This is a genomic window from Arthrobacter sp. 9MFCol3.1 (genome assembly GCF_000620385.1).
Taxonomy (GTDB): Bacteria; Actinomycetota; Actinomycetes; order Actinomycetales; family Micrococcaceae; genus Arthrobacter.
Window position 1 is genome coordinate 1 of record NZ_JIBJ01000010.1, and the last position, 19,307, is coordinate 19,307.

The following is a 19,307-nucleotide window of genomic DNA, read 5'->3' on the forward strand; positions in this document are numbered from 1 at the left end:
CGGCCGGCATGGGCCGGCCGGTGAGTCCCTGCCGGGGCAGCAGGGTGTCGGCGAGGCAGAGCCGGCGCTTGGCCTCCGCGGCGCCGATCCGCAGCCGCGCCCGCAGGAACTCCGCCGTGTTCCGGTACCCGTCATCCAGCACCGATTCCGGCACCGCCGTACCGGACACGCCGGCAGGTTCTGCGGTACCGGGCCCGCAGGCGGGCCCCAAGGTGCCGGTCGCGCCGTCAGGCCCCGCGGCCAAGGAGGTTCCGGCCGTGCCGGTCTGCCATCCGCCGTCGCTCTCGCGCCAGCCGGTGGTCCACGCCGTGACCGCCCCCGCCGCAACCCCGGAGGCCGCGCCCCCGGAGGCCGCGGCGGCGGACTGCTTCCTGGTCCGGTCCACGGCGGCCGCCGCGACGAGCTGCAGATACTCCACCGTGCGGGAGAGTTCCTCCACGCTGCCGGCGAAGTCCGCCGCGGCCCGGAAGCCCCACGACCCCGCGTCCTCCACTGCCGTCGAACTCACCGCCCGCAGCGCGGCCACGGCGGTGTCCATACCGGATTGCCGGACCGGGGCTGCACCCCGGTCCGTGCCCTGCGCCTCGTCCTCGCAAGGGCTGAAATCCCTGATGAAATCCCTGACGGCTTCCATGGCTCGAGTCTATTTCTGGGGTACGACAAAGATGATGGACACGGTTCCGTACGGCTCACTCGGCGGGACCCCAAACGAACTGTGACCACGCACCCTGTTGGGTGCGTGGTCACGGATGCGCGCGGAAACCGGCCGTGCGGGTCTAACGAGCTAGAGCTTCAGGATGCTGGTGAGCCGCTCGGTGTCCTGCCGGGTCCGGGCCTTGCCGAGGTACACCACGGCCGCGATCGAGGCTGCGGTGCCCAGCACCATCGGCAGGATCCACGGGATCCAGGTCAGGCCCGGCTGGTAGCCGAGCCCGGCCGCGATGAAGATGATCCAGCTGAGCATGCCGACGGACGCAGCGACTCCCGCCGGGACGGCGACGCCGTACTTCTGGTGCCGCTTGTCGTTGGCCCACACCACGAAACCCGCAGCGACGGTCACCAAGGCGACCACAATCAGGGAAAGCATTCAGGACACCTCACGCTGGTGAAGAAACGATGACGAAGAAACGATGATGAGAAAGCCAGTGAAGAAGCGGCAGTGAGAAGAACGGGGCTAGAGGGCGCCGAAGCCGACGCGGCGGGCCTCTTCTGCTCCGATTTCCACGTAGCCCAGGGCATTGGCGGGGACGATCACCAGACGGCCCTTGTCGTCCTTCAACCGCAGTTCGCTGCCCTTGGCGATCGCGTCGCCGACTACCTTGGCGACGGCGTCGGCGTCCTGGGTCGATTCGAGGACAATTTCGCGGCCAATGTTCTGAATACCAATCTTTACTTCCACAGCAAGGCCTCCCAGCCAATCAACGTCCAAAAATGTCTAAGGTCAATCTCTAGTTGTACTCTAGGTCTCTTTGGGGAAGCGGGAGATTCCGCGCCAAGCTAAACGGTAGATGAGGTCGCTGGCTACATCGAGATCCAGGTTCCCGTCCGTTTCCAGCCAATACCGGGCGCTCACATGGGCCATTCCGGCGAGCCCGCGGCCCAGCAGCTGGGCCTCCAGCTCAGGAAGCTTGGTGTCCTCGGCGATGACATGCGCGACGGCGTCGGCGAAGGTCTTGTTGAACGTTTCCAGCCGCGCGCTGACGTCAGGATCGTTAATCAGGTCCGACTCGAAGACGAGCCGGTGCGCCTGGTCGTCGTGGGCGATGAAGCGGAAGTAGGCGCGCATGACGGCCTGGACGCGTTCGTCATTGTCGGTGGTGGAGTTCAGGGCGCCAAGCAGCAGGTCGGTCAGCTTGCTGAGGTGGCTGTCCAGCAGGGCCAGGTAGAGGTCCCGTTTGGAAGGGAAGTGCTGGTACAACACCGGCTTGCTGACGTGGGCAGTCTCGGCGATCTCGTCCATGGCGGCACCGTGGTAGCCGTTCGCCACGAAAACTTCCTGCGCGGCCGCCAGCAGCTGCGCCCGGCGCTCGTCGCGGGGGAGGCGGGCCGAGCGCTGTCCGCTCCGAGTCTGCCCTGCCGGCGGCTTGCCGGACTCGTCCCGCTCCAACGGTGCCTGATGAACCACTGTCGGCCTTCTTTCCCTTTTCACCCCATTGCGCGCAATGGCACTCATTTGCATTTCGTACTGAACTACCTTGCACTCAATTACACCTTACGCGCGGGTAATATGACCTGGCGGTATCTTCGGGCATAGATTGAAGTATGGCTTCCAAGTTCACCGACGCCGGTGCCCCCGCAATCCCCAAGACGCAGCTGGATCCGCGGCCCGGACCGCTGGTTGACCCGGCGGCGGACCTCAGCCCGGAGGAGGTGGAACGCTACTCGCGCCACCTGATCATTCCGGAGATCGGCGCGATCGGCCAGCGACGCCTCAAGAACGCGAAAGTCCTGGTGATCGGTGCCGGTGGCCTCGGCTCCCCGGCCCTGCTCTATCTCGCCGCCGCCGGGATTGGCACCCTGGGCATCGTCGACGACGACGACGTCGACCTCAGCAACCTCCAACGCCAGATCATCCATGGCGTCGCGGACGTGGGCCGGCCTAAAATCGAGTCCGCCCGCGATGCCATAGCGGCGCTGAACCCGCTCGTGGACGTCCGGCTCCACAACGTCCGCCTCGATGCGTCCAACGCACTGGAACTCTTTGCCGGCTACGACCTGATCCTCGACGGCGCCGACAACTTTGCCACCCGGTACCTCGTCAATGACGCCGCCGCCATCCTCGGCAAGCCCTACATCTGGGGATCGATTTTCCGTTTCGACGGCCAGGTCAGCGTCTTTTGGGAACAGTTCGGGCCCACCTACCGGGACCTTTACCCGGAGGCGCCGCCGCCCGGATCTGTGCCGTCCTGCGGCGAAGGCGGCGTGTTCGGCATGCTGTGCGCCGCCGTCGGAGCGCTGATGGTGACCGAGGCCGTCAAGCTGATCACCGGCGTCGGCCGGTCCCTGCTGGGCCGGCTGGCGCTCTATGACGCGCTGGGCGGCACCTGGCGCGAAATCAAGGTGACCCGGGACCCGGCGGCGGAGCGGATCACCGAACTCACCGATTACGAGGCCTTCTGCGGGATCACCCCAACGGCGGATGCCGGTACCGAGCACACCGTGACGGCGACCCAGCTCGCCACCATGCTGGCCTCCCGCCAGGCCGGCCTCAAGGACTTCCGCCTCGTGGACGTGCGCGAGCAGGGAGAATACGAAATCGTCCGCATTGAGGGGTCGGAGCTGATCCCGCAAGGCCGCATCCTTGCCGGCGAGGCGTGGCAGGAACTGCCCCAGGAAGCCGAAATTGTCTTCCACTGCAAGGCCGGAACACGATCCGCCGCCGTCCTGTCCGCAGCCCGCGCCGCCGGGTACGAGCGCGTCAGCCACCTCGAGGGCGGCATTCTCGCCTGGGTTAGGGACGTGGAACCCGGGAAACCGGTGTACTGAGCCGTGGCTGGCCATTGGCGGCCATGTCGCGGCACCCGAATGAACGCTCCGTTGAGCGGCGCCCTTAACCGAAAGGCTTGGTCGTGAGCGAGGAAAATGTCATGAGCGAGGAAAATGCACTGACGCCCCAGCGGAAGATCGGCTCCGGGTTCGGCCGGGATTCGACGGCGGCCGACGTCATTGCCGGGATCGACCTGACGGGGAAGACCGCGATTGTCACGGGCGGGTACTCGGGGCTGGGCCTGGAGACCGTGCGGGCGCTGGCCTCCGCCGGCGCCGCCGTCGTGGTGCCGGCCCGGCGGCCGGAGCATGCCCGTGAAGTCTTCGCCGCGGCCGGGCTGATGCCGGCAACCACTGGCGGCGTCAGCGTCGCCGAGCTGGACCTGGCGGACCAGGACAGTGTGAAGGAATTCGCCGCCGGCTTCCTGGCCGGCCCGGCGCCGGGAACCGTACCTGGCGCGGCGCCGGGTGCAAGCCGCAGCCTGGAGATCCTCATCAACAACGCCGCCATCATGGCGAGTCCGGAGCGCAGGGTGGGACCCGGCTGGGAATCACAGTTCGCCACGAACCACCTGGGCCATTTTGCCTTGACCAACCTGCTTTGGCCGGCGCTTGCCGCGGCCCAGCGAGCCCGCGTGGTCGCGCTGTCCTCGACCGGCCACAAGCTCTCCGCGATTCGCTTCGATGACATCAATTTCGACGCCGGCTACGACAAGTGGCGTGCGTACGGCCAGGCCAAGACGGCGAACGCGCTCTTCGCCGTCCAGCTCGATGCCCTGGGCCGGAACTTTGGCGTGCGCGCCTTCGCAGTACATCCCGGCGGGATCATGACGGAGCTGCAGCGGCACCTGCCGCGGGAGGAGATGATCGCCGCGGGCTGGATGGACGAACACGGCAAGCTCGACCCGCGCTTCAAGACCCCCGCTCAGGGCGCGGCCACCTCGGTCTGGGCCGCGACGGCGCCGGCGCTCGAAGGAATGGGCGGCGTCTACTGCGAGGACTGCGACATCGCCGAAGCCACGGTGCCCGGGTCGCCCGAAGCCAGGGTCCGGGGAGTTGATGCCCACGCGGTGGACCGGGAGGCTGCCACACGGCTGTGGCAGGTGTCGGCCGAAATGACCGGGCTCAACGCTTTCCCCGGATAAGCCAGGGATTATCCAGGGATTATCCACGGATAAGTCGCGGCGCGGGGACGCGCGGGGCAGCTACGCGGTTTCGCGGATGTCGCCCGCTGCGGGGCCGAGGTCGCCGGGGTTATGGGCGCCGGGGTTATGGACAACGGCGTTGTGGTCCACGGGGCACGCGGCCGCGGAACCGGCGGCACCGGGAACCGTTGCGCCGGCGGTGGGCTCCACCGTGATGCCGTACAGCGCCTCAAGACCGGCAATGTAGGCGTCCTGCTGACCGTTGGAGGCCAGTTCGCGGGCCCGGACGGTGGGGACGTGCAGCAGTTGTTTCACCATGCGGCGCAGGGCAAATTCGACTTCTTCGGCGGCGGCCGTGCAGCCGTGCCGGGCCCGGACCTTTTCCATTTCCGCGTCCAGGACGTTCATCGTGTGGCGGCGCAAGGCGACGATCGCCGAGTCGACGCTCCTGGCCTCGCGCTCCTGCTCAAAGGCGCTGGCCGCCCCGGCCACGATGCTGCTGGCCTGCTCGAGCGACTCGGCCTGTTCCTGCGGTGCGGCCAGCCGGACCGATTCCAGCGTCAGCAGTTCGACGCCGTCGAGGTCGCCGACAGCGGGGTCGAAGTCATGGGTCAGGGCGAGGTCGATCGCGATCAGCGGCTGGCGCGAGTTCGCCCGGATCCGGGCGATTTCGTCCGCCTCGACCCGGCTGTCGGAGCCGCTGCAGCCGATCATGACGTCGGCCGCGGCAACTGCGCCCGGAAGCGTGTCCTCGTCCAGTGCCGTGCCGCCCCGGGTGGCGACGAAGCCGGCGGCGCGGCCGGAGGAGGAATAGACAGAGACATCGGTGCAGCCGCGTTCGCGCAGCAGGGACATGGTGGCACCGGCGTAGGCGCCGGTCCCGAAGACGACGGCTTTCTTGGCGGTCCAGTCCGGGTTTTCCGACAGGTCAGTGGCGAGGTCCAGGGCCACGGAGACGATGGAGAGCCCGCGCGAACCCAACGCCGTCTGGGCGCCGACGTCCTTCGCGGTTTTGGACGCGGCCTGGAACAGCCGGACCAGGCCGGAGCTGGCGGTGCCCTCGTGCTGGGCCGTGATCAAGGCGCGGCGGACCTGCCCGGCAATTTCCCGTTCGCCCACCACGGCGGAGTCCAACCCGGAGCTGACGGAGAAGAGGTGCTGGCTGACCTCGGCGCCAGTACGGGTGCTGAAGGCGCGGGAGACGAGCTGATCGTTGAGTCCGCTGGCGCCGCTGATGTGGGTGATGAGGGCTGCCCGGGCCGCGGCGACGGCGTCCGGATGGGGGGCTTCACCATAGATTTCAAGCCGGTTGCACGTGGCAAGGACAACGGCACCCGCCACGGCCGGCGATCCGGCGAGGGCGGATGTGGCGATCCCTGAAGCGCCGGTGCTCAACTGAGCAACGGTTTCGAGGTCGATGTCGGCGTGTGTAGCCACCAATGAAAAAAGAACCACAGCACCACCATCATAGCTTTTTCGCGTCCGTGTAGAACAACTGTCCGGCGTGGGCTCAGGCACCCCGGCCTGTGATTCCCGCCACGGCGCGGCACTCATGGCCAGTGCCGGAGCCAGCGTGACAGGCTGTCGTTATCTTTTGGGCACAAATTTGGGCACAATCGAAGTCATGACTCCAAGCGCTGCGGCCCGTGCCGGCACGACCACCTTCAGTACGTCCGACGACGGCGCAGCCGGCAATGCCGCCAATGATGGCGCCGCCGCGGGTGCCGCCGCCCGCGGCCTCGATGCCGGGCACCCGCTGATGGACGGCCGCACCGCGGATTCGCCGCTGATCACCGCCTACCGCGGCGGCAAGCCCTCCCGCCGTCCGGTCTGGTTCATGCGCCAGGCCGGCCGCTCCCTCCCCGAGTACCTCAAGGTACGTGAGGGCGTCGCGATGCTGGACTCCTGCCTGCGCCCCGAGCTGGCTTCCGAGATCACCCTGCAACCGGTCCGCCGCCACGACGTCGATGCCGCCATCTTTTTCTCGGACATTGTCATCCCGCTCAAGCTGGCCGGCGTCGGCGTGGACATCGTGCCCGGCGTCGGACCCGTCCTGGACAAGCCGGTCCGCACGGCCGCTGACGTTGCCGCCCTGCCGCAGCTGACCTGGGAGGCCCTGGAGCCCATCCGCGAGGCCGTCCGGCTGACGGTGGCCGAGCTCGGCAGCACCCCGCTGATCGGCTTCGCCGGTGCCCCGTTTACCCTTGCCGCGTACATGGTGGAAGGCAAGCCTTCCCGCGACCACCTCGGCCCGCGCACCATGATGCACGCCGACCCCGAGACCTGGACTGCCCTGGCCAACTGGGCCGCCGATGCCTCGGGGATGTTCCTCCGCGCGCAGCTGGAAGCCGGCGCCTCCGCCGGCCAGCTCTTCGACTCCTGGGCCGGTTCGCTGGGACTGGCCGACTACCAGCGCTTCGTTGCGCCGGCGTCGTCCCGGGCCCTGGACCATGTCCGGCACCTCGGTGCACCGCTGATCCACTTCGGCACCGGCACGTCGGAACTGCTCGTCGCGATGCGCGACGTCGGCGTCGACGTCGTGGGGGTCGACTACCGGCTGCCGCTGGACGAGGCCAACCGCCGCCTCGGCGGCACCGTTCCGCTGCAGGGCAACATCGACCCGGCACTGCTTTCGGCACCGTGGGAAGTCCTCGAAGCCCATGTCCGCGAGGTGATCGCGGCAGGCTCCGCTGCGCCCGGGCACGTCGTGAACCTCGGCCACGGGGTGCCGCCGGAGACGGATCCTGAGGTTCTCACGCGCGTCGTCGAACTTATCCACTCCATCGCTCCGGAGTAGGGGCGTGGACGCAGGCGCCGCCGGGACTCCCGGGGAAGGCACCGCCGTCGTGATTGGGGGCGGGATCTCCGGGCTGCTTGCGGCACGGGAATTCGCCCTGGCCGGGGTCCGCACCACCGTCCTGGAGGCCGGCGAGGCCTGGGGCGGTTGCGTCGGCAGCCATGCCGTGGCCGGACTGACCCTGGACAGCGGCGCGGAGTCTTTCGCCACCCGCACCGCCGCCGTAGCCGATCTCGCCGCGGAGCTCGGGCTGGCCGGCGAGATCGTCGCGCCGAACCCCGGCGGGGCCTGGGTCCAGTTGCCTGACGGTCCCCGGGAACTGCCCAAGACCGGTGTGCTGGGCATCCCGGCGAGCCCGTGGGACCCGGAAGTCCGCCGGTCGCTGGGTTTGTTGGGTTCGCTCCGTGCCTCCGTCGACGCCGTGCTGCCGGCCTCGCTGGGCACCGCTGCCGGGGCAACGAGCGTGTCAGCCCTGGTCCGCCGGCGGATGGGCAGGCGGGTCCTGGACCGGCTCGTGGCACCGGTGGTCGGCGGCGTCCACTCGGCCGATCCCTCAGCCCTCGACGTCGACATGGTGGCCCCCGGTCTGCGGGCTGGCATCCGTCAGCACGGTTCCCTCGCCGCCGCCGTCGCGGCCCAGCGCAGGGGAGCGGCGACCGCCATGGCGGGCCCCTCCGGACCAGCCGGAACGGCTGGGACAGCCCAGGCCGCCGGGCTCCAGAAGGCCGGCTCCGCCGTCGCCGGGCTGCGCGGCGGCATGCACACGCTCGTCGCCGCCCTGCTGGCTGATCTGCGTCAGCGCGGCGTCACCCTGCTGCCCGGCACCCAGGCCCGGTCAGTGCGGCGCACAGCCGACGGCTGGCGCGTGGCCACAGACCAGGCCACTTTCGACGCCGGGCTCCTCGTGGTTGCGGTCGAAGGTCCCGCCGCCGTCGGGCTGCTTGAGGAGTCCCTGCCGGAACTTGCCGGCCACCGCCCCGACGCGGGTCCCGACGTCAGCCTTGTCACGCTCGTGGTGGACCTCCCGGCCCTTGACGCGGCGCCACGCGGCACCGGCGTGCTTGTTGCGCCGCAGAGCCCGGGCGTGCAGGCCAAGGCGCTGACGCACGCCACCGCCAAATGGGCGTGGCTGGCGGAGATGGCAGGCCCGGGAAGGCATGTGCTCCGGCTCTCCTACGGACGGAGCGCAGCTCCCGGGGCTGTTACTCCCCGGGCAGTGCCCGAGTCCCGCGGCGGTGGACTGGCCACAGCGCCGCGCTCCGACGATGAACTTTTCCGCGCAGCGCTGGCTGATGCCTCGGCCCTGCTGGCTGTGCCCGTCGGCGCCGGGGACGTGGCCGATTGGGACGTGGTCCGCTGGGCCGGTGCGCTGCCGTTTGCGTCCCTGGGCCACAGGCAGCGTGTCGCGGACGTCCGGAGCGTCTGTGCCGCGGACGGCACGCTTGCCGTGGTGGGCGGCTGGCTGTCCGGCAATGGCCTGGCCGCGATCGTCGCCGACACCCCGCAGCAGGTCCGCAGGCTGTTGCCCTGACCGCGGATTGCCCTGAACGCGGTTGCCCTGACCGCGGATTGCCATGACGGACGCTGAGTTCAAGTGGTTGCACTGACCGCTGCTGCGCTCAGTGTGGCTTCATCGAATTTGGCTGCCCACAACGCGGTCCTCCGAGCCCCAAACGCACCTTCAGTCACAGGAATCACAGCGGCTCCAAAGGCACCCTGAACCCCTCCGGTCCCGGTGGTTTCGTGCCGGAAATTCGCGGTTTTTGCAAGTTTTTCCTGCCGATCGATTCCGGCTAGGCTCGATGACCATGTTTACTTTCAGGTCCAAGGTGTCAACAACGAAGACCGGGAGCCATCGGGGCCTTCGAAGGGGTGCGGCGGCGGTCGCGCTTGGGGCCGTATTGGCTGCCACCGCCGGGGCTCCTGCCTCGCAGGCGGCCGCCGGGTTGTCCGCGGCGGCGTCCACCGCGCCGTCCGCGCAGGGTTCGCTGACCCTCGGCCTCGACGACGTGCTGGACAGCCTGCTCGGCTCCTCAAAGACGCCGAGCCCCTCGCCGTCCGCCGACCCGGGCGAGGCCACCCCGTCGCCAGGCAGCAGCCCGGAACCCAGCGATCCCGAGCCCAGCGACCCGGAACCCAGCGACCCCGAGCCCAGCAATCCCGAACCCAGCGACCCCGAGCCCAGCAATCCCGAACCCACGGCCCCGCACACCAGTACCCCGCCGCCGTCGGGCACGCCGTCCGCGAAAGTTGCACCGCCCGCCGGACCGCAGGATCCCGGCGCGCCGCCCGCGGCCCCGGCTCCGGGAGCTCCCGCCGCAGGCGGTTCCGCCGGGACCGCTCCCACCGGACAGGCTTCCGGCCAGCCGGCACCGGGCAGCGCGGGCGCCGACCCGGCCGCCGGGCCCCAGTCCGGCACCGCGGTGCCGGCCGCGGGCAGCGGTACCGGCACGCAGTCGGCCTCGCAGTCGGCCGCGCCGCATCCGTCCCCAAGCGGCCAGACCCAGACCCAGGCTCCGGCCAAGGGCCACTCCGGCAACACCTCCCTTGAGGCAACCTCGACGTTGGAACCGGCCGGTCCGTCCCCGTTGGTCGGCTGGGGCATCTCCCTGGTAGCGCTCTCGCTTGGCGCCGGCGTCACGGTCCTTCGGATGCGCCGGAGCTGACAGGACCAGCATCCCGCGCCCGCGACACGCGGACCCGCCTCACGCGGACCCGCCTCACGCGGAGCCGCGCCCGGCATGTGAAATAAAGCACTTCTACGCGATGTAGAAGTGCTTTTTTTCGACTTAGCTGGGGAGAGGAGGCAGACTGGTATGCATGAGCCACACTTCTGCCGAATCTGTCACTAAAACCGGAATGTCAGCCCCCGGAGAATCCGTCGCCGGGGCATCGGCGCCCGAAGATTCAACTGAGCAGTTCTTCACCCTTTGGACCGTATTCAAGCGGTCGGCGGACATCCTGCGCGGCGCCGATGCCGCTGAGGACTTCGACGCCTTGATGAAAAGCCTCGCCGACGCCGGAGTTGTCCACCGCGGCAGCTACGACGTCTCGGCGATGCGGGCCGACGCGGACATCATGGTCTGGCTGCATGCTCCCCGGCCGGAAGCGCTGCAGCGGGCAGTGCGGGACATCCGGCGCAGCAAGCTGTTCGCCGGCACCGAGATCGTCTGGTCCGCCATGGGCGTGCACCGCGAGGCCGAATTCGCCAAGAACCACACCCCGGCGTTCTCCCGCGGCGTGGAACCGGCGGAATGGCTCTGCGTCTACCCCTTCGTCCGCTCCTACGAGTGGTACCTCCTCCCGGACGCCGAGCGCGGCGCCATGCTCCGCGACCACGGCCTGCTGGGCCGCGACTTCCCCCAGGTCATCTCCAACACCGTGTCCTCCTTCGCCCTCGGCGACTGGGAATGGATCCTCGGACTGGAAGCCCCCGAGCTCGTGGACCTCGTGGACCTGATGCGCCACCTCCGGGCCACCGAAGCCCGGCACCACGTCCGCGAGGAAATCCCGTTCTACACCGGCCGCCGCGTCACCGCCGCCGAGATTGCCGAGGTCCTGGCATGAGCCCGCTGGATCCCCAGGAATCCGCCGCCTCAGTAACCGCCGTGAACGCCGTCACCGAGGCCGGCCGGATGGCCCCCAAGGAGTACGACGCCGTGCTCCTCGCCTCGTTCGGCGGGCCCGAAGGCCAGGAGGACGTCATCCCGTTCCTCCGCAACGTCACCCGCGGCCGCGGCATCCCCGACGAACGGCTCGAAGAGGTCTCGCACCACTACCGCGCCAACGGCGGCATCAGCCCCATCAACTCACAGAACCGTCAGCTCAAGGCCGGCCTCGAGGCCGAACTTGCCGCCCGCGGCATCGCGCTGCCGGTGTTCTGGGGCAACCGCAACTGGGACCCGTACATCCCGCAGACCCTGCAGGAGATCTACGACGCCGGCCACCGCAAGGTGCTCATGCTCACCACGAGTGCCTACTCCTGCTACTCCAGCTGCCGCCAGTACCGCGAGGACATCGGCATGGCGCTGACCGAAACCGGGCTCGACGGCAAGCTCGAGGTCGACAAGGTGCGCCAGTACTTCGACCACCCCGGGTTCGTGGAGCCCTTCATCGAGGGAACCGCCGCAGGCCTCGCCGACGTCCGTGCCCAGCTGGCCGCGGCCGGCACCCCGGACGCCCCCGTGCACATCCTGTTCGCGACGCACTCCATCCCGACCCGCGACGCCGAGGCAGCAGGCCGGTCCGAGGGTGAGCCGCGCACCTTCGAGGAAGACTCCGCGTACGCCGCACAGCATCTGGCCTCCGGCACCGAAATCATCCGCCGGGTGGAAGCCGCGACGGGCCTGACCGCACCCTGGTCCCTCGTCTACCAGTCCCGCTCCGGCGCCCCGCATGTGCCGTGGCTCGAACCGGACATCAACGACGCCATCGAGGAGCTCGCCGGCCAGGGCGTCAAGGGCATCGTGATTGTGCCGCTGGGCTTTGTCAGCGACCACATGGAAGTGGTCTGGGACCTGGACACCGAGGCGCTTGAGACCTGCGCCCGGCTGGAGCTGGCCGCAACCCGCGTCCCCACGCCCGGAACGCACCGCAAGTTTGTCGCCGGGCTCGTGGACCTCATCTGCGAGCGGACCGTCGCGAACAACATCGCCGAGCGGCCGCACCTGACCAAGCTCGGCCCCTGGTACGACGTCTGCCGTCCCGGCTGCTGCGCGAACTTCCGCGGCGAAAAGCCCACCATCGCCGGAGCCGACACCACCGTCGGGACCGGACACGATCCCTACCCGGCCGCAGCGGTGGCTTCGCGCACGGCGGCGGGCACGGCTGATACGGCGGCAGGCCGGGGGACCGCATGAGCGTCCGAATCGGCACCCGCGCCAGCAAGCTCGCCCTGACCCAGACCCAACAGACCGCGGACCAGCTGGCCGCCGTCGGCGGGTTCCCCGTCGAGCTCGTCCACATCAGGACCGACGGCGATGTCCTCAAAGGCTCGCTGTCCCAGATGGGCGGCACCGGCGTCTTCGTCGCAGCGCTCCGCGACGCCCTGCTGCAGAACACCTGCGACATCGCCGTGCATTCGCTCAAGGACCTCCCGACCGGTCCGGCCCTCGGCCTGAGCCTCGCGGCCACACCCAAACGCGTCGACGTCCGGGACGTGCTGTGCGCCCGCGACGGGCTCAAACTTGCCGACCTGCCCAGTGGCGCGAGCGTCGGCACCGGCTCGCCGCGCCGCGCGGCCCAGCTCCGCGCCGTGCGTCCGGACCTGGACATCCGCGACATCCGCGGCAACGTGGACACCCGGCTGGGGCGCGTCCCCGGCCTGTCGGGCAACACGAACGACGCCGTCGTTGACGGCAAGTCGAACGACCTCGACGCCGTCGTCCTCGCCGCCGCCGGACTGCACCGGATCGGCCGGCTCGACGCGGTCAGCGAGTACCTCGAAACGGACATCATGCTGCCTGCCGCCGGGCAGGGTGCCCTGGCGATCGAATGCCGCACCGCCGACGCGCCCCGCAGGGCCGGGTCCACGGAAGGCTCCCAGGGCGTCCTGGCGCAGGCCCTCGCGGCCCTCGATGATCCGGACACCCGGCTCGCCGTCACGGCCGAACGCGCTTTGCTGGCCCGCCTGGAGGCCGGATGCGCCGCCCCCGTGGGCGCCTACGCCTACCGCAAGGGGAGCATGCTCCACCTCGAAGCGGTGGTCTGCGCGGTCGACGGCACGGCAACCGTCCGCGACAAGAAGGCCACCGACGGCCTCACCGAGGTCGGGGCGACGCTGCTCGGGATCGAGCTGGCGGAAGTCCTGCTCGCCCGCGGCGCCGCGGACATCGCGGACCTGGCCGCTTCCTGAACCGCGGATTCCACACTTCATGGGACGGCACAGCGACCGCAACAACACGGGCGGGCCAGCCGGCATGAGCCTGCCGGAGGGCGCCCGCGTGCTGGTTGCCCGCAGCCCGGACCGCGCGGGGGAGCTCGTCACGGCGCTCCGCCGTGTCGGTGCCGAGCCATTGCTGCTGCCGCTGATCGACTTCGAGCAGGCCAGCGACCAGCACTCCCTCGACGTCGCCTTCGACGCCCTCGGCGCCGGGGCCTACACGTGGCTCGTGGTCAGCAGTGTAACCACCGTCCAGGCACTTGAAGCGAAAGCCGCCGAACGCGGTGCCTCCCTCAGCAGCTGGCTGCCCGGCAGCATCCTTGTGGCCACGATCGGCCCGGCGACCCGCCGTGTGCTGGAATCCCGGGGCATCAGCGTCGACCTCGCACCCTCGGGCCAGCAATCCGGCACGGGCCTGCTCGACATCTGGCCCGCGAACCAGGGCAGCGTGCTCCTGCCCCAGGCGGACATTGCGGACCCCCGGTTGCGCAAGGGCCTGGAGGCCCGCGGTGCCGCAGTCCAGGCCGTCACCGCATACAACACCGTCGACTATCCGGCCGATCCGCGCCGGGCCCTGCCCGCCTCCCCGCCGGCCCCGCCGCAGGCGGCCTTGACGCAGGGGAGCAGTCCAGCCGGGCAGGACGCGCCGCCGCCCGCCGTGCTCACCGCGGCCGAGGCCAAGGCCGAAATCGGTGCCGGCCGGCTGCACGCCGTCGTCGCCGCCTCGCCCAGCGCCGCACGCCGCATCCACGCGGACCTCGCCCCGCTGGGCAACTGCCGTTTCGTCGCCATCGGACGCTCGACGGCGGCCGAGGCGGCTTCCCTCGGACTCACCGTCGACGCCGTCGCCGAGGAGCCGACGGCGTCCGGGCTGGTTGCCGCCGTCGTCCGGTCCCTTGACCACCAGCAGCCCCCACCGCATCCGTCAGTCGCAGAGCCCTCAGCAAAGGACACCATATGAGCTTCCCGACCCACCGCCCCCGCCGGCTCCGCACCACCCCGGCCATGCGCCGGCTGACGGCCGAACACCGGCTCTCAGCCTCGGAGCTCATCCTGCCGGCCTTCATCCGCGAAGGCCTGACCGAGCCCAACCCGATCGCCTCGATGCCCGGCGTGCAGCAGCACACCACCGATTCGCTCAGGCGTGCCGCGGCCGAGGCGGTGCAGCTGGGCGTCGGCGGCATCATGCTGTTTGGCGTCCCCGCCGTCCGGGACGCGCGCGGGACGGCGTCGTTGGACCCCGACGGCGTGCTGAACAAGGCCATCCGGGACGTCCGCGCCGAGGTCGGCGACGAACTCGTGGTCATGAGCGACGTGTGCCTCGACGAATTCACCGACCACGGCCACTGCGGCGTCCTGGACGCCAACGGCTACGTCGACAACGATGCCACCCTGGAAATCTACGGCCAGATGGCGGTTGCCCAGGCCGACGCCGGGGCCCACGTCCTGGGCCCCTCCGGCATGATGGACGGCCAGGTCGCCGTGATCCGGCAGGCCCTGGAGGACGCCGGGCACGCCAACACCGCGATCGTGGCCTACGCCGCGAAATACGCCTCCGCGTTCTACGGCCCGTTCCGCGAGGCCGTCGACTCGCAGTTGACCGGCGACCGCCGCACCTACCAGATGGACGCCGCCAACCGCCGGGAGGCCATCCTCGAGGTCGACCTGGACCTGGCCGAAGGCGCCGACATGGTCATGGTGAAGCCGGCCATGAGCTACCTGGACATCCTCGCTGACGTCGCCGCCATGAGCCCGGTCCCCGTGGCCGCCTACCAGATTTCCGGCGAGTACTCGATGATCGAGGCTGCCGCCGCGAACGGCTGGATTGACCGCCGGGCCGCCATCACCGAGTCCGTCCTGGGCATCAAACGCGCCGGCGCCAACATGGTGCTGACCTACTGGGCGAGCGAGCTCGCCGGCTGGCTGAAGGAAACCCGATGAACACGGCCCCTGAAACCGCGAACGCCCCGCTCGATTCCACACCCACGGCGCCGGTGGGACCGCACCGCATCCTCCTGGGCCTGAACACCTTCGGCGACGTCGGGGTCTTCCCGGACGGCCATCCCGTCCCGCACGCCCAGGTGCTGCGCCAGCTCCTGGAACAGGCTGAACTCGCGGACCAGATCGGCCTGCACGCCTTCGCGGTGGGGGAGCACCACCGCCGCGACTTCGCGGTCTCCGCCCCGGAGGTCTTCTTGGCCGCGGCGGCCGCCCGCACGAAGAACATCCGGCTCGGCTCGGCCGTGACAGTGCTCAGCTCCGATGACCCGATCCGGGTGTTCCAGCGCTTCGCGACCGTGGACGCCATCTCCGGCGGCCGGGCGGAGGTCATGCTGGGCCGGGGGTCCTTCATCGAGTCCTTCCCGCTGTTCGGCCTGGACCTGGCGGACTACGAGGTCCTTTTCGAGGAAAAGCTCGAGCTCTTCGACAAGGTCCGGGCGCAGAAACCGGTCCATTGGGAGGGACGCACCCGGCCGGCCATCAGCGGCCTGAGCGTCTATCCGCCGCTGGAACACCACCTTCTGCCGACCTGGATCGGCGTCGGCGGCACCCCCGAGTCGGTGCTGCGCTGCGCCGAGTACGGTTACCCGATCATCTTCGCGATCATCGGCGGCCAGCCGCGGTCCTTCGCGCCCCTGGCCAACCTCTACCGGGAAGCCATGGCCAAGTACGGGCACTCGATGCAGCAAATGGCCACGCATTCGCCCGGCCACGTTGCCGCCACGGATGAGGAAGCCCGGGAGGAGTTCTTCCCGCACTGGCTCGATCAGCGCAACAGGATCGGGGCCGAACGCGGCTGGGGCCCGGCCAGCCGCGGCGAGTTCGACGCGATGTGCACGCCCGAGGGAGCCCTCTATGTCGGGTCGCCGGAAACCGTGGCCGCGAAAATCGCCCTGCTCAAAAAGAACCTGGGCGTGGACCGCTTTGATCTCAAGTACAGCAACGGCACCCTGCCGCACACGGCCATGATGCGCTCGATTGAACTGTTCGGCACCGAAGTGGCGCCCCGCGTGGCCGCGCTTCTGGCCGCGAACTGAACTGGCCGCGAACTGAAAGAATAGGAACCATGACTTCCAGCATGCCTCGCAACGAGGAACTCTTTGACCGGGCCCGCCAGCTGATGCCGGGCGGCGTGAATTCACCCGTGCGCGCCTTCGGCTCCGTGGGCGGGACACCGCGGTTCATGGTGTCCGCCAAGGGCGCCTACCTGACCGACGCCGACGGTGCCGACTACGTCGACCTCGTCTGCTCCTGGGGCCCGGCGCTGCTGGGGCATGCCCACCCGGAGGTCCTGGCAGCCGTGCACGCCGCCGTCGACCGCGGGCTCTCCTTCGGAGCTTCGACGCCGGACGAGGCAAACCTCGCCGCCATCGTCAAGGAGCGCGTCCCGGCCGCCGAGCGCGTCCGGATGGTCTCCACCGGCACCGAGGCGACCATGACGGCCGTCCGGCTGGCCCGCGGCTTCACCGGCCGCAACCTCATCATCAAGTTCGCCGGCTGCTACCACGGCCACCTCGACGGCCTCCTCGCCGCCGCAGGCTCCGGCCTGGCGACCCTCGCGCTGCCCGGCTCGGCCGGTGTCACCGCCGCCACCGCCGCCGAGACCCTCGTGCTGCCCTACAACGACCTCGGCGCCGTCGAGGCCGCCTTCGCCAAGCACGGTGACAGCATTGCCGCCGTCATCACCGAAGCCGCTCCCGCCAACATGGGCGTTGTCACCCCCGGCGACGGCTTCAACGCCGGCCTCTCCCGGATCACCCGCGAGCACGGCGCCCTGCTGATCCTCGACGAGGTCCTGACCGGCTTCCGGACCGGCTACTCCGGCTACTGGGGCCTCACCGGAGGCGCCGCCGACGCCGCCGAGCCGTGGACTCCGGACCTGCTGACGTTCGGGAAGGTGATTGGCGGCGGCATGCCGACGGCGGCCCTCGCCGGGCGCGCGGAGGTCATGGACTACCTGGCGCCCCTGGGCCCCGTCTACCAGGCCGGGACGCTGAGCGGTAACCCGGTGGCCATGGCCGCCGGAGTCGCGACCCTCACGCATGCCACCCCCGAAGTCTATTCGTTCGTGGATGCCCGCTCGCTGGAACTCTCCGCGGCGCTGTCCTCCGCACTCGATGCAGCCGGCGTGGACCACTCCATCCAGCGCGCAGGCAACCTGTTCTCGGTGGCCTTCGGCACGGGCGCCCGGGGTGTCCACAACTACGACGACGCCCAGGGCCAGGAAGTGTTCCGCTACGCCCCGTTCTTCCACTCCATGCTGGACTCCGGCGTCTACCTGCCGCCGTCGGTCTTCGAGGCCTGGTTCCTCTCCGCCGCGCACGACGATGCCGCGATGAACCGGATCTTCGACGCCCTCCCGGCCGCGGCGAAGGCGGCGGCTGGCGCCAGGCCGTAGCCTGCAGCACTTTAACGAGTTAACGGCTGATGGCACCCGCTGTTGCGGGTGCCATCAGTCATTTAAGTTGCCCTGGCTAAGTTGCCTTGGCGCTGGCGAACTACAGAACGTCCGCGAGGAACCCCTGCAGCCGCTCGGTCCGCGGGCTGGTAAAGATCTGTTCCGGCGGACCGGACTCGACGACGACGCCGGCGTCCATGAACGTCACGGTGTCCGAGACATTGCGGGAGAAGCCCATCTCGTGGGTCACCACCACCATGGTCATGCCGCCCTTGGCGAGGTCGGCCATCAGCGCCAGCACACCCTTGACGAGCTCCGGGTCGAGGGCTGAGGTGGCCTCATCGAAGAACATCACCTCCGGCTTCATGGCCAGGGCGCGGGCAATGGCGACGCGCTGCTGCTGCCCGCCGGAGAGGTTGGCAGGACGTGCGTCGGCCTTGTGCTTGAGCCCCACCAGGTCGAGCTGCTCGAGCGCCTCGGCCCGGGCCTGCTCGGCCGGCAGCTTGCGCAGCTTCCGCAGCGCCAGCGAGACGTTGTCCACCACGGTCTTGTGCGGGAACAGGTTGAACTGCTGGAACACCATGCCGATCCGCTGGCGCAGCTCGTCCGGGTTGTCCTTCAGGACCGAGCGGCCATCGAGCAGGATGTCGCCCTGGTCCGGTTCGATCAGGCGGTTCATGACACGCAGGAGCGTGGACTTCCCTGAGCCGGAGGGACCGATCACCGAGGCCGTGGTGCCCGTCGGGACGTCCAGGTCGATGCCGCGGAGGACATGGTTTGAGCCGAAGGACAGGTGGAGGTTCTTGCCGGTCAGCGAGCCGGAGGCGAATTCGCTCAAGGCTGTGCTCCCTTCCCGATCAGGGCGGCGGCGTCGTCCGGCTGCTGTTTCTCCGGACGGCCGGTGCGCAGGCGGTTGTCGATGTAGTTGACCAAGTGGGTGAGCGGAACGGTCAGGATGAGGTACATGAACGCCGCGGCCATCAGGGGCGACAGGTTGCCCGTGTTGGCGGCGGCGTCGTTACCGATCCGGAAGATCTCGCGCTGGCTGGCGAGCAGGCCGAGCAGGTAGATCAGGGAGGAGTCCTTGATCAGCGTGATGAACTGGTTGACCAGGGCCGGCAGCACGCGCCGGATGCCCTGCGGTATCACCACGAGGCGCATGGATGAGTTATAGCTGAATCCCAGGGCACGGGAGGCTTCCAGCTGGCCCTTTTCCACGCTCTGAATGCCTGAGCGGAAGATTTCGCCGATGTAGGCCGACGCCATGAGCGTCAGGGCGAAGATGGCGAGCGGGAACGGGTTCGTGGATCCGGTCAGTTCCCGGACCACGGGTCCGAGCCCGATGCCGATCAGCAGGATGACCACAATCGCGGGGACCCCGCGGAAGACATCCGTATAGATCCGCGACAGCCACCGGAGCGGCGTGCTGCGGGACGTGCCCATGATGGCCAGGACCATGCCCAGGATGCACCCGAGCACTCCCGAGGCGATCGCCAGGATCAGGGTGTTGCGCAGGCCGACCGTAAGCATTTGCGGCAGGACGGCTACTATCGCCTCCCAGTCGAAGAAGCTGCCTATGAGTTGATCGAGTGCATCCAT

18 protein-coding genes and 1 pseudogene are annotated in these 19,307 nt (G+C 69.5%); 12 read left to right on the plus strand and 7 right to left on the minus strand.

The annotated features are described in order from the left end of the window. From C560_RS21675 to C560_RS0111825, 4 genes and pseudogenes are all read right to left on the minus strand, one after another. A pseudogene (locus C560_RS21675) lies at positions 1-634 on the minus strand (hypothetical protein); the annotation flags it as partial. A 150-nt stretch (positions 635-784) separates the two neighbouring features. Beyond that, complete coding sequence (locus tag C560_RS0111815) at positions 785-1,087, minus strand: hypothetical protein (RefSeq protein WP_018773839.1); 303 nt, start codon at positions 1,085-1,087, stop codon at positions 785-787. An 87-nt stretch (positions 1,088-1,174) separates the two neighbouring features. Then, on the minus strand, positions 1,175-1,399 hold the full coding sequence (locus C560_RS0111820) for a DUF3107 domain-containing protein (protein ID WP_026538366.1): 225 nt from the start codon (positions 1,397-1,399) through the stop codon (positions 1,175-1,177). 60 nt (positions 1,400-1,459) lie between these two features. Continuing rightward, positions 1,460-2,179 carry a TetR/AcrR family transcriptional regulator gene (locus C560_RS0111825; protein WP_442852618.1) on the minus strand — a complete coding sequence of 240 codons (720 nt, stop codon included), beginning with the start codon at positions 2,177-2,179 and terminating at the stop codon, positions 1,460-1,462. Between the two features lie 83 nt (positions 2,180-2,262). Here C560_RS0111825 and moeB point away from each other — a divergent pair, with 83 nt between their 5' ends. Beyond that, positions 2,263-3,486: a molybdopterin-synthase adenylyltransferase MoeB gene (gene moeB / locus C560_RS0111830; protein WP_231494326.1), complete on the plus strand. Its 1,224-nt coding sequence runs from the start codon at positions 2,263-2,265 to the stop codon at positions 3,484-3,486. Positions 3,487-3,587: 101 nt separating this feature from the next. Further along, positions 3,588-4,631 (plus strand): SDR family NAD(P)-dependent oxidoreductase, encoded by a 1,044-nt coding sequence (locus C560_RS0111835; RefSeq protein ID WP_026538368.1) that lies wholly within the window; start codon positions 3,588-3,590, stop codon positions 4,629-4,631. 60 nt (positions 4,632-4,691) lie between these two features. Here C560_RS0111835 and C560_RS0111840 read toward each other — a convergent pair whose 3' ends face one another. After that, positions 4,692-6,086, minus strand: a complete 1,395-nt coding sequence (locus tag C560_RS0111840) for a glutamyl-tRNA reductase (RefSeq protein WP_231494327.1) — start codon at positions 6,084-6,086, stop codon at positions 4,692-4,694. A 169-nt stretch (positions 6,087-6,255) separates the two neighbouring features. On the opposite strand from C560_RS0111840, the gene hemE reads away from it, so the two are divergent. From hemE to hemL, 10 genes are all read left to right on the plus strand, one after another. Then, positions 6,256-7,428, plus strand: coding sequence for a uroporphyrinogen decarboxylase (hemE, locus tag C560_RS0111845; RefSeq protein ID WP_043423034.1), 1,173 nt, complete (start codon positions 6,256-6,258; stop codon positions 7,426-7,428). 4 nt (positions 7,429-7,432) lie between these two features. Continuing rightward, complete coding sequence (gene hemG / locus C560_RS0111850) at positions 7,433-8,959, plus strand: protoporphyrinogen oxidase (protein WP_026538371.1); 1,527 nt, start codon at positions 7,433-7,435, stop codon at positions 8,957-8,959. Positions 8,960-9,329: 370 nt separating this feature from the next. Continuing rightward, a complete protein-coding gene (locus C560_RS22640) occupies positions 9,330-10,094 on the plus strand; it encodes a hypothetical protein (RefSeq protein ID WP_155855774.1) in 765 nt (254 codons plus the stop codon). A 154-nt stretch (positions 10,095-10,248) separates the two neighbouring features. Beyond that, a complete protein-coding gene (hemQ, locus tag C560_RS0111860) occupies positions 10,249-10,995 on the plus strand; it encodes a hydrogen peroxide-dependent heme synthase (protein WP_026538372.1) in 747 nt (248 codons plus the stop codon). Then, a complete protein-coding gene (locus C560_RS0111865) occupies positions 10,992-12,287 on the plus strand; it encodes a ferrochelatase (protein ID WP_026538373.1) in 1,296 nt (431 codons plus the stop codon). Before hemQ ends, C560_RS0111865 begins: the two co-directional genes overlap by 4 nt. Then, positions 12,284-13,282, plus strand: coding sequence for a hydroxymethylbilane synthase (hemC, locus tag C560_RS0111870; RefSeq protein ID WP_026538374.1), 999 nt, complete (start codon positions 12,284-12,286; stop codon positions 13,280-13,282). Before C560_RS0111865 ends, hemC begins: the two co-directional genes overlap by 4 nt. Positions 13,283-13,301: 19 nt before the next feature. Further along, positions 13,302-14,270, plus strand: coding sequence for a uroporphyrinogen-III synthase (locus C560_RS0111875; RefSeq protein ID WP_026538375.1), 969 nt, complete (start codon positions 13,302-13,304; stop codon positions 14,268-14,270). Beyond that, positions 14,267-15,250: a porphobilinogen synthase gene (hemB, locus tag C560_RS0111880; RefSeq protein WP_026538376.1), complete on the plus strand. Its 984-nt coding sequence runs from the start codon at positions 14,267-14,269 to the stop codon at positions 15,248-15,250. Before C560_RS0111875 ends, hemB begins: the two co-directional genes overlap by 4 nt. Then, positions 15,247-16,347: an LLM class flavin-dependent oxidoreductase gene (locus tag C560_RS0111885; RefSeq protein WP_026538377.1), complete on the plus strand. Its 1,101-nt coding sequence runs from the start codon at positions 15,247-15,249 to the stop codon at positions 16,345-16,347. Before hemB ends, C560_RS0111885 begins: the two co-directional genes overlap by 4 nt. A gap of 29 nt (positions 16,348-16,376) precedes the next feature. After that, on the plus strand, positions 16,377-17,708 hold the full coding sequence (gene hemL, locus C560_RS0111890; protein ID WP_026538378.1) for a glutamate-1-semialdehyde 2,1-aminomutase: 1,332 nt from the start codon (positions 16,377-16,379) through the stop codon (positions 17,706-17,708). Positions 17,709-17,808: 100 nt separating this feature from the next. Here hemL and C560_RS0111895 read toward each other — a convergent pair whose 3' ends face one another. Both C560_RS0111895 and C560_RS23590 read right to left on the minus strand, forming a co-directional pair. Then, on the minus strand, positions 17,809-18,546 hold the full coding sequence (locus C560_RS0111895; RefSeq protein ID WP_026538379.1) for an amino acid ABC transporter ATP-binding protein: 738 nt from the start codon (positions 18,544-18,546) through the stop codon (positions 17,809-17,811). Continuing rightward, positions 18,543-19,307: an amino acid ABC transporter permease gene (locus tag C560_RS23590; protein ID WP_026538380.1), complete on the minus strand. Its 765-nt coding sequence runs from the start codon at positions 19,305-19,307 to the stop codon at positions 18,543-18,545. Before C560_RS23590 ends, C560_RS0111895 begins: the two co-directional genes overlap by 4 nt.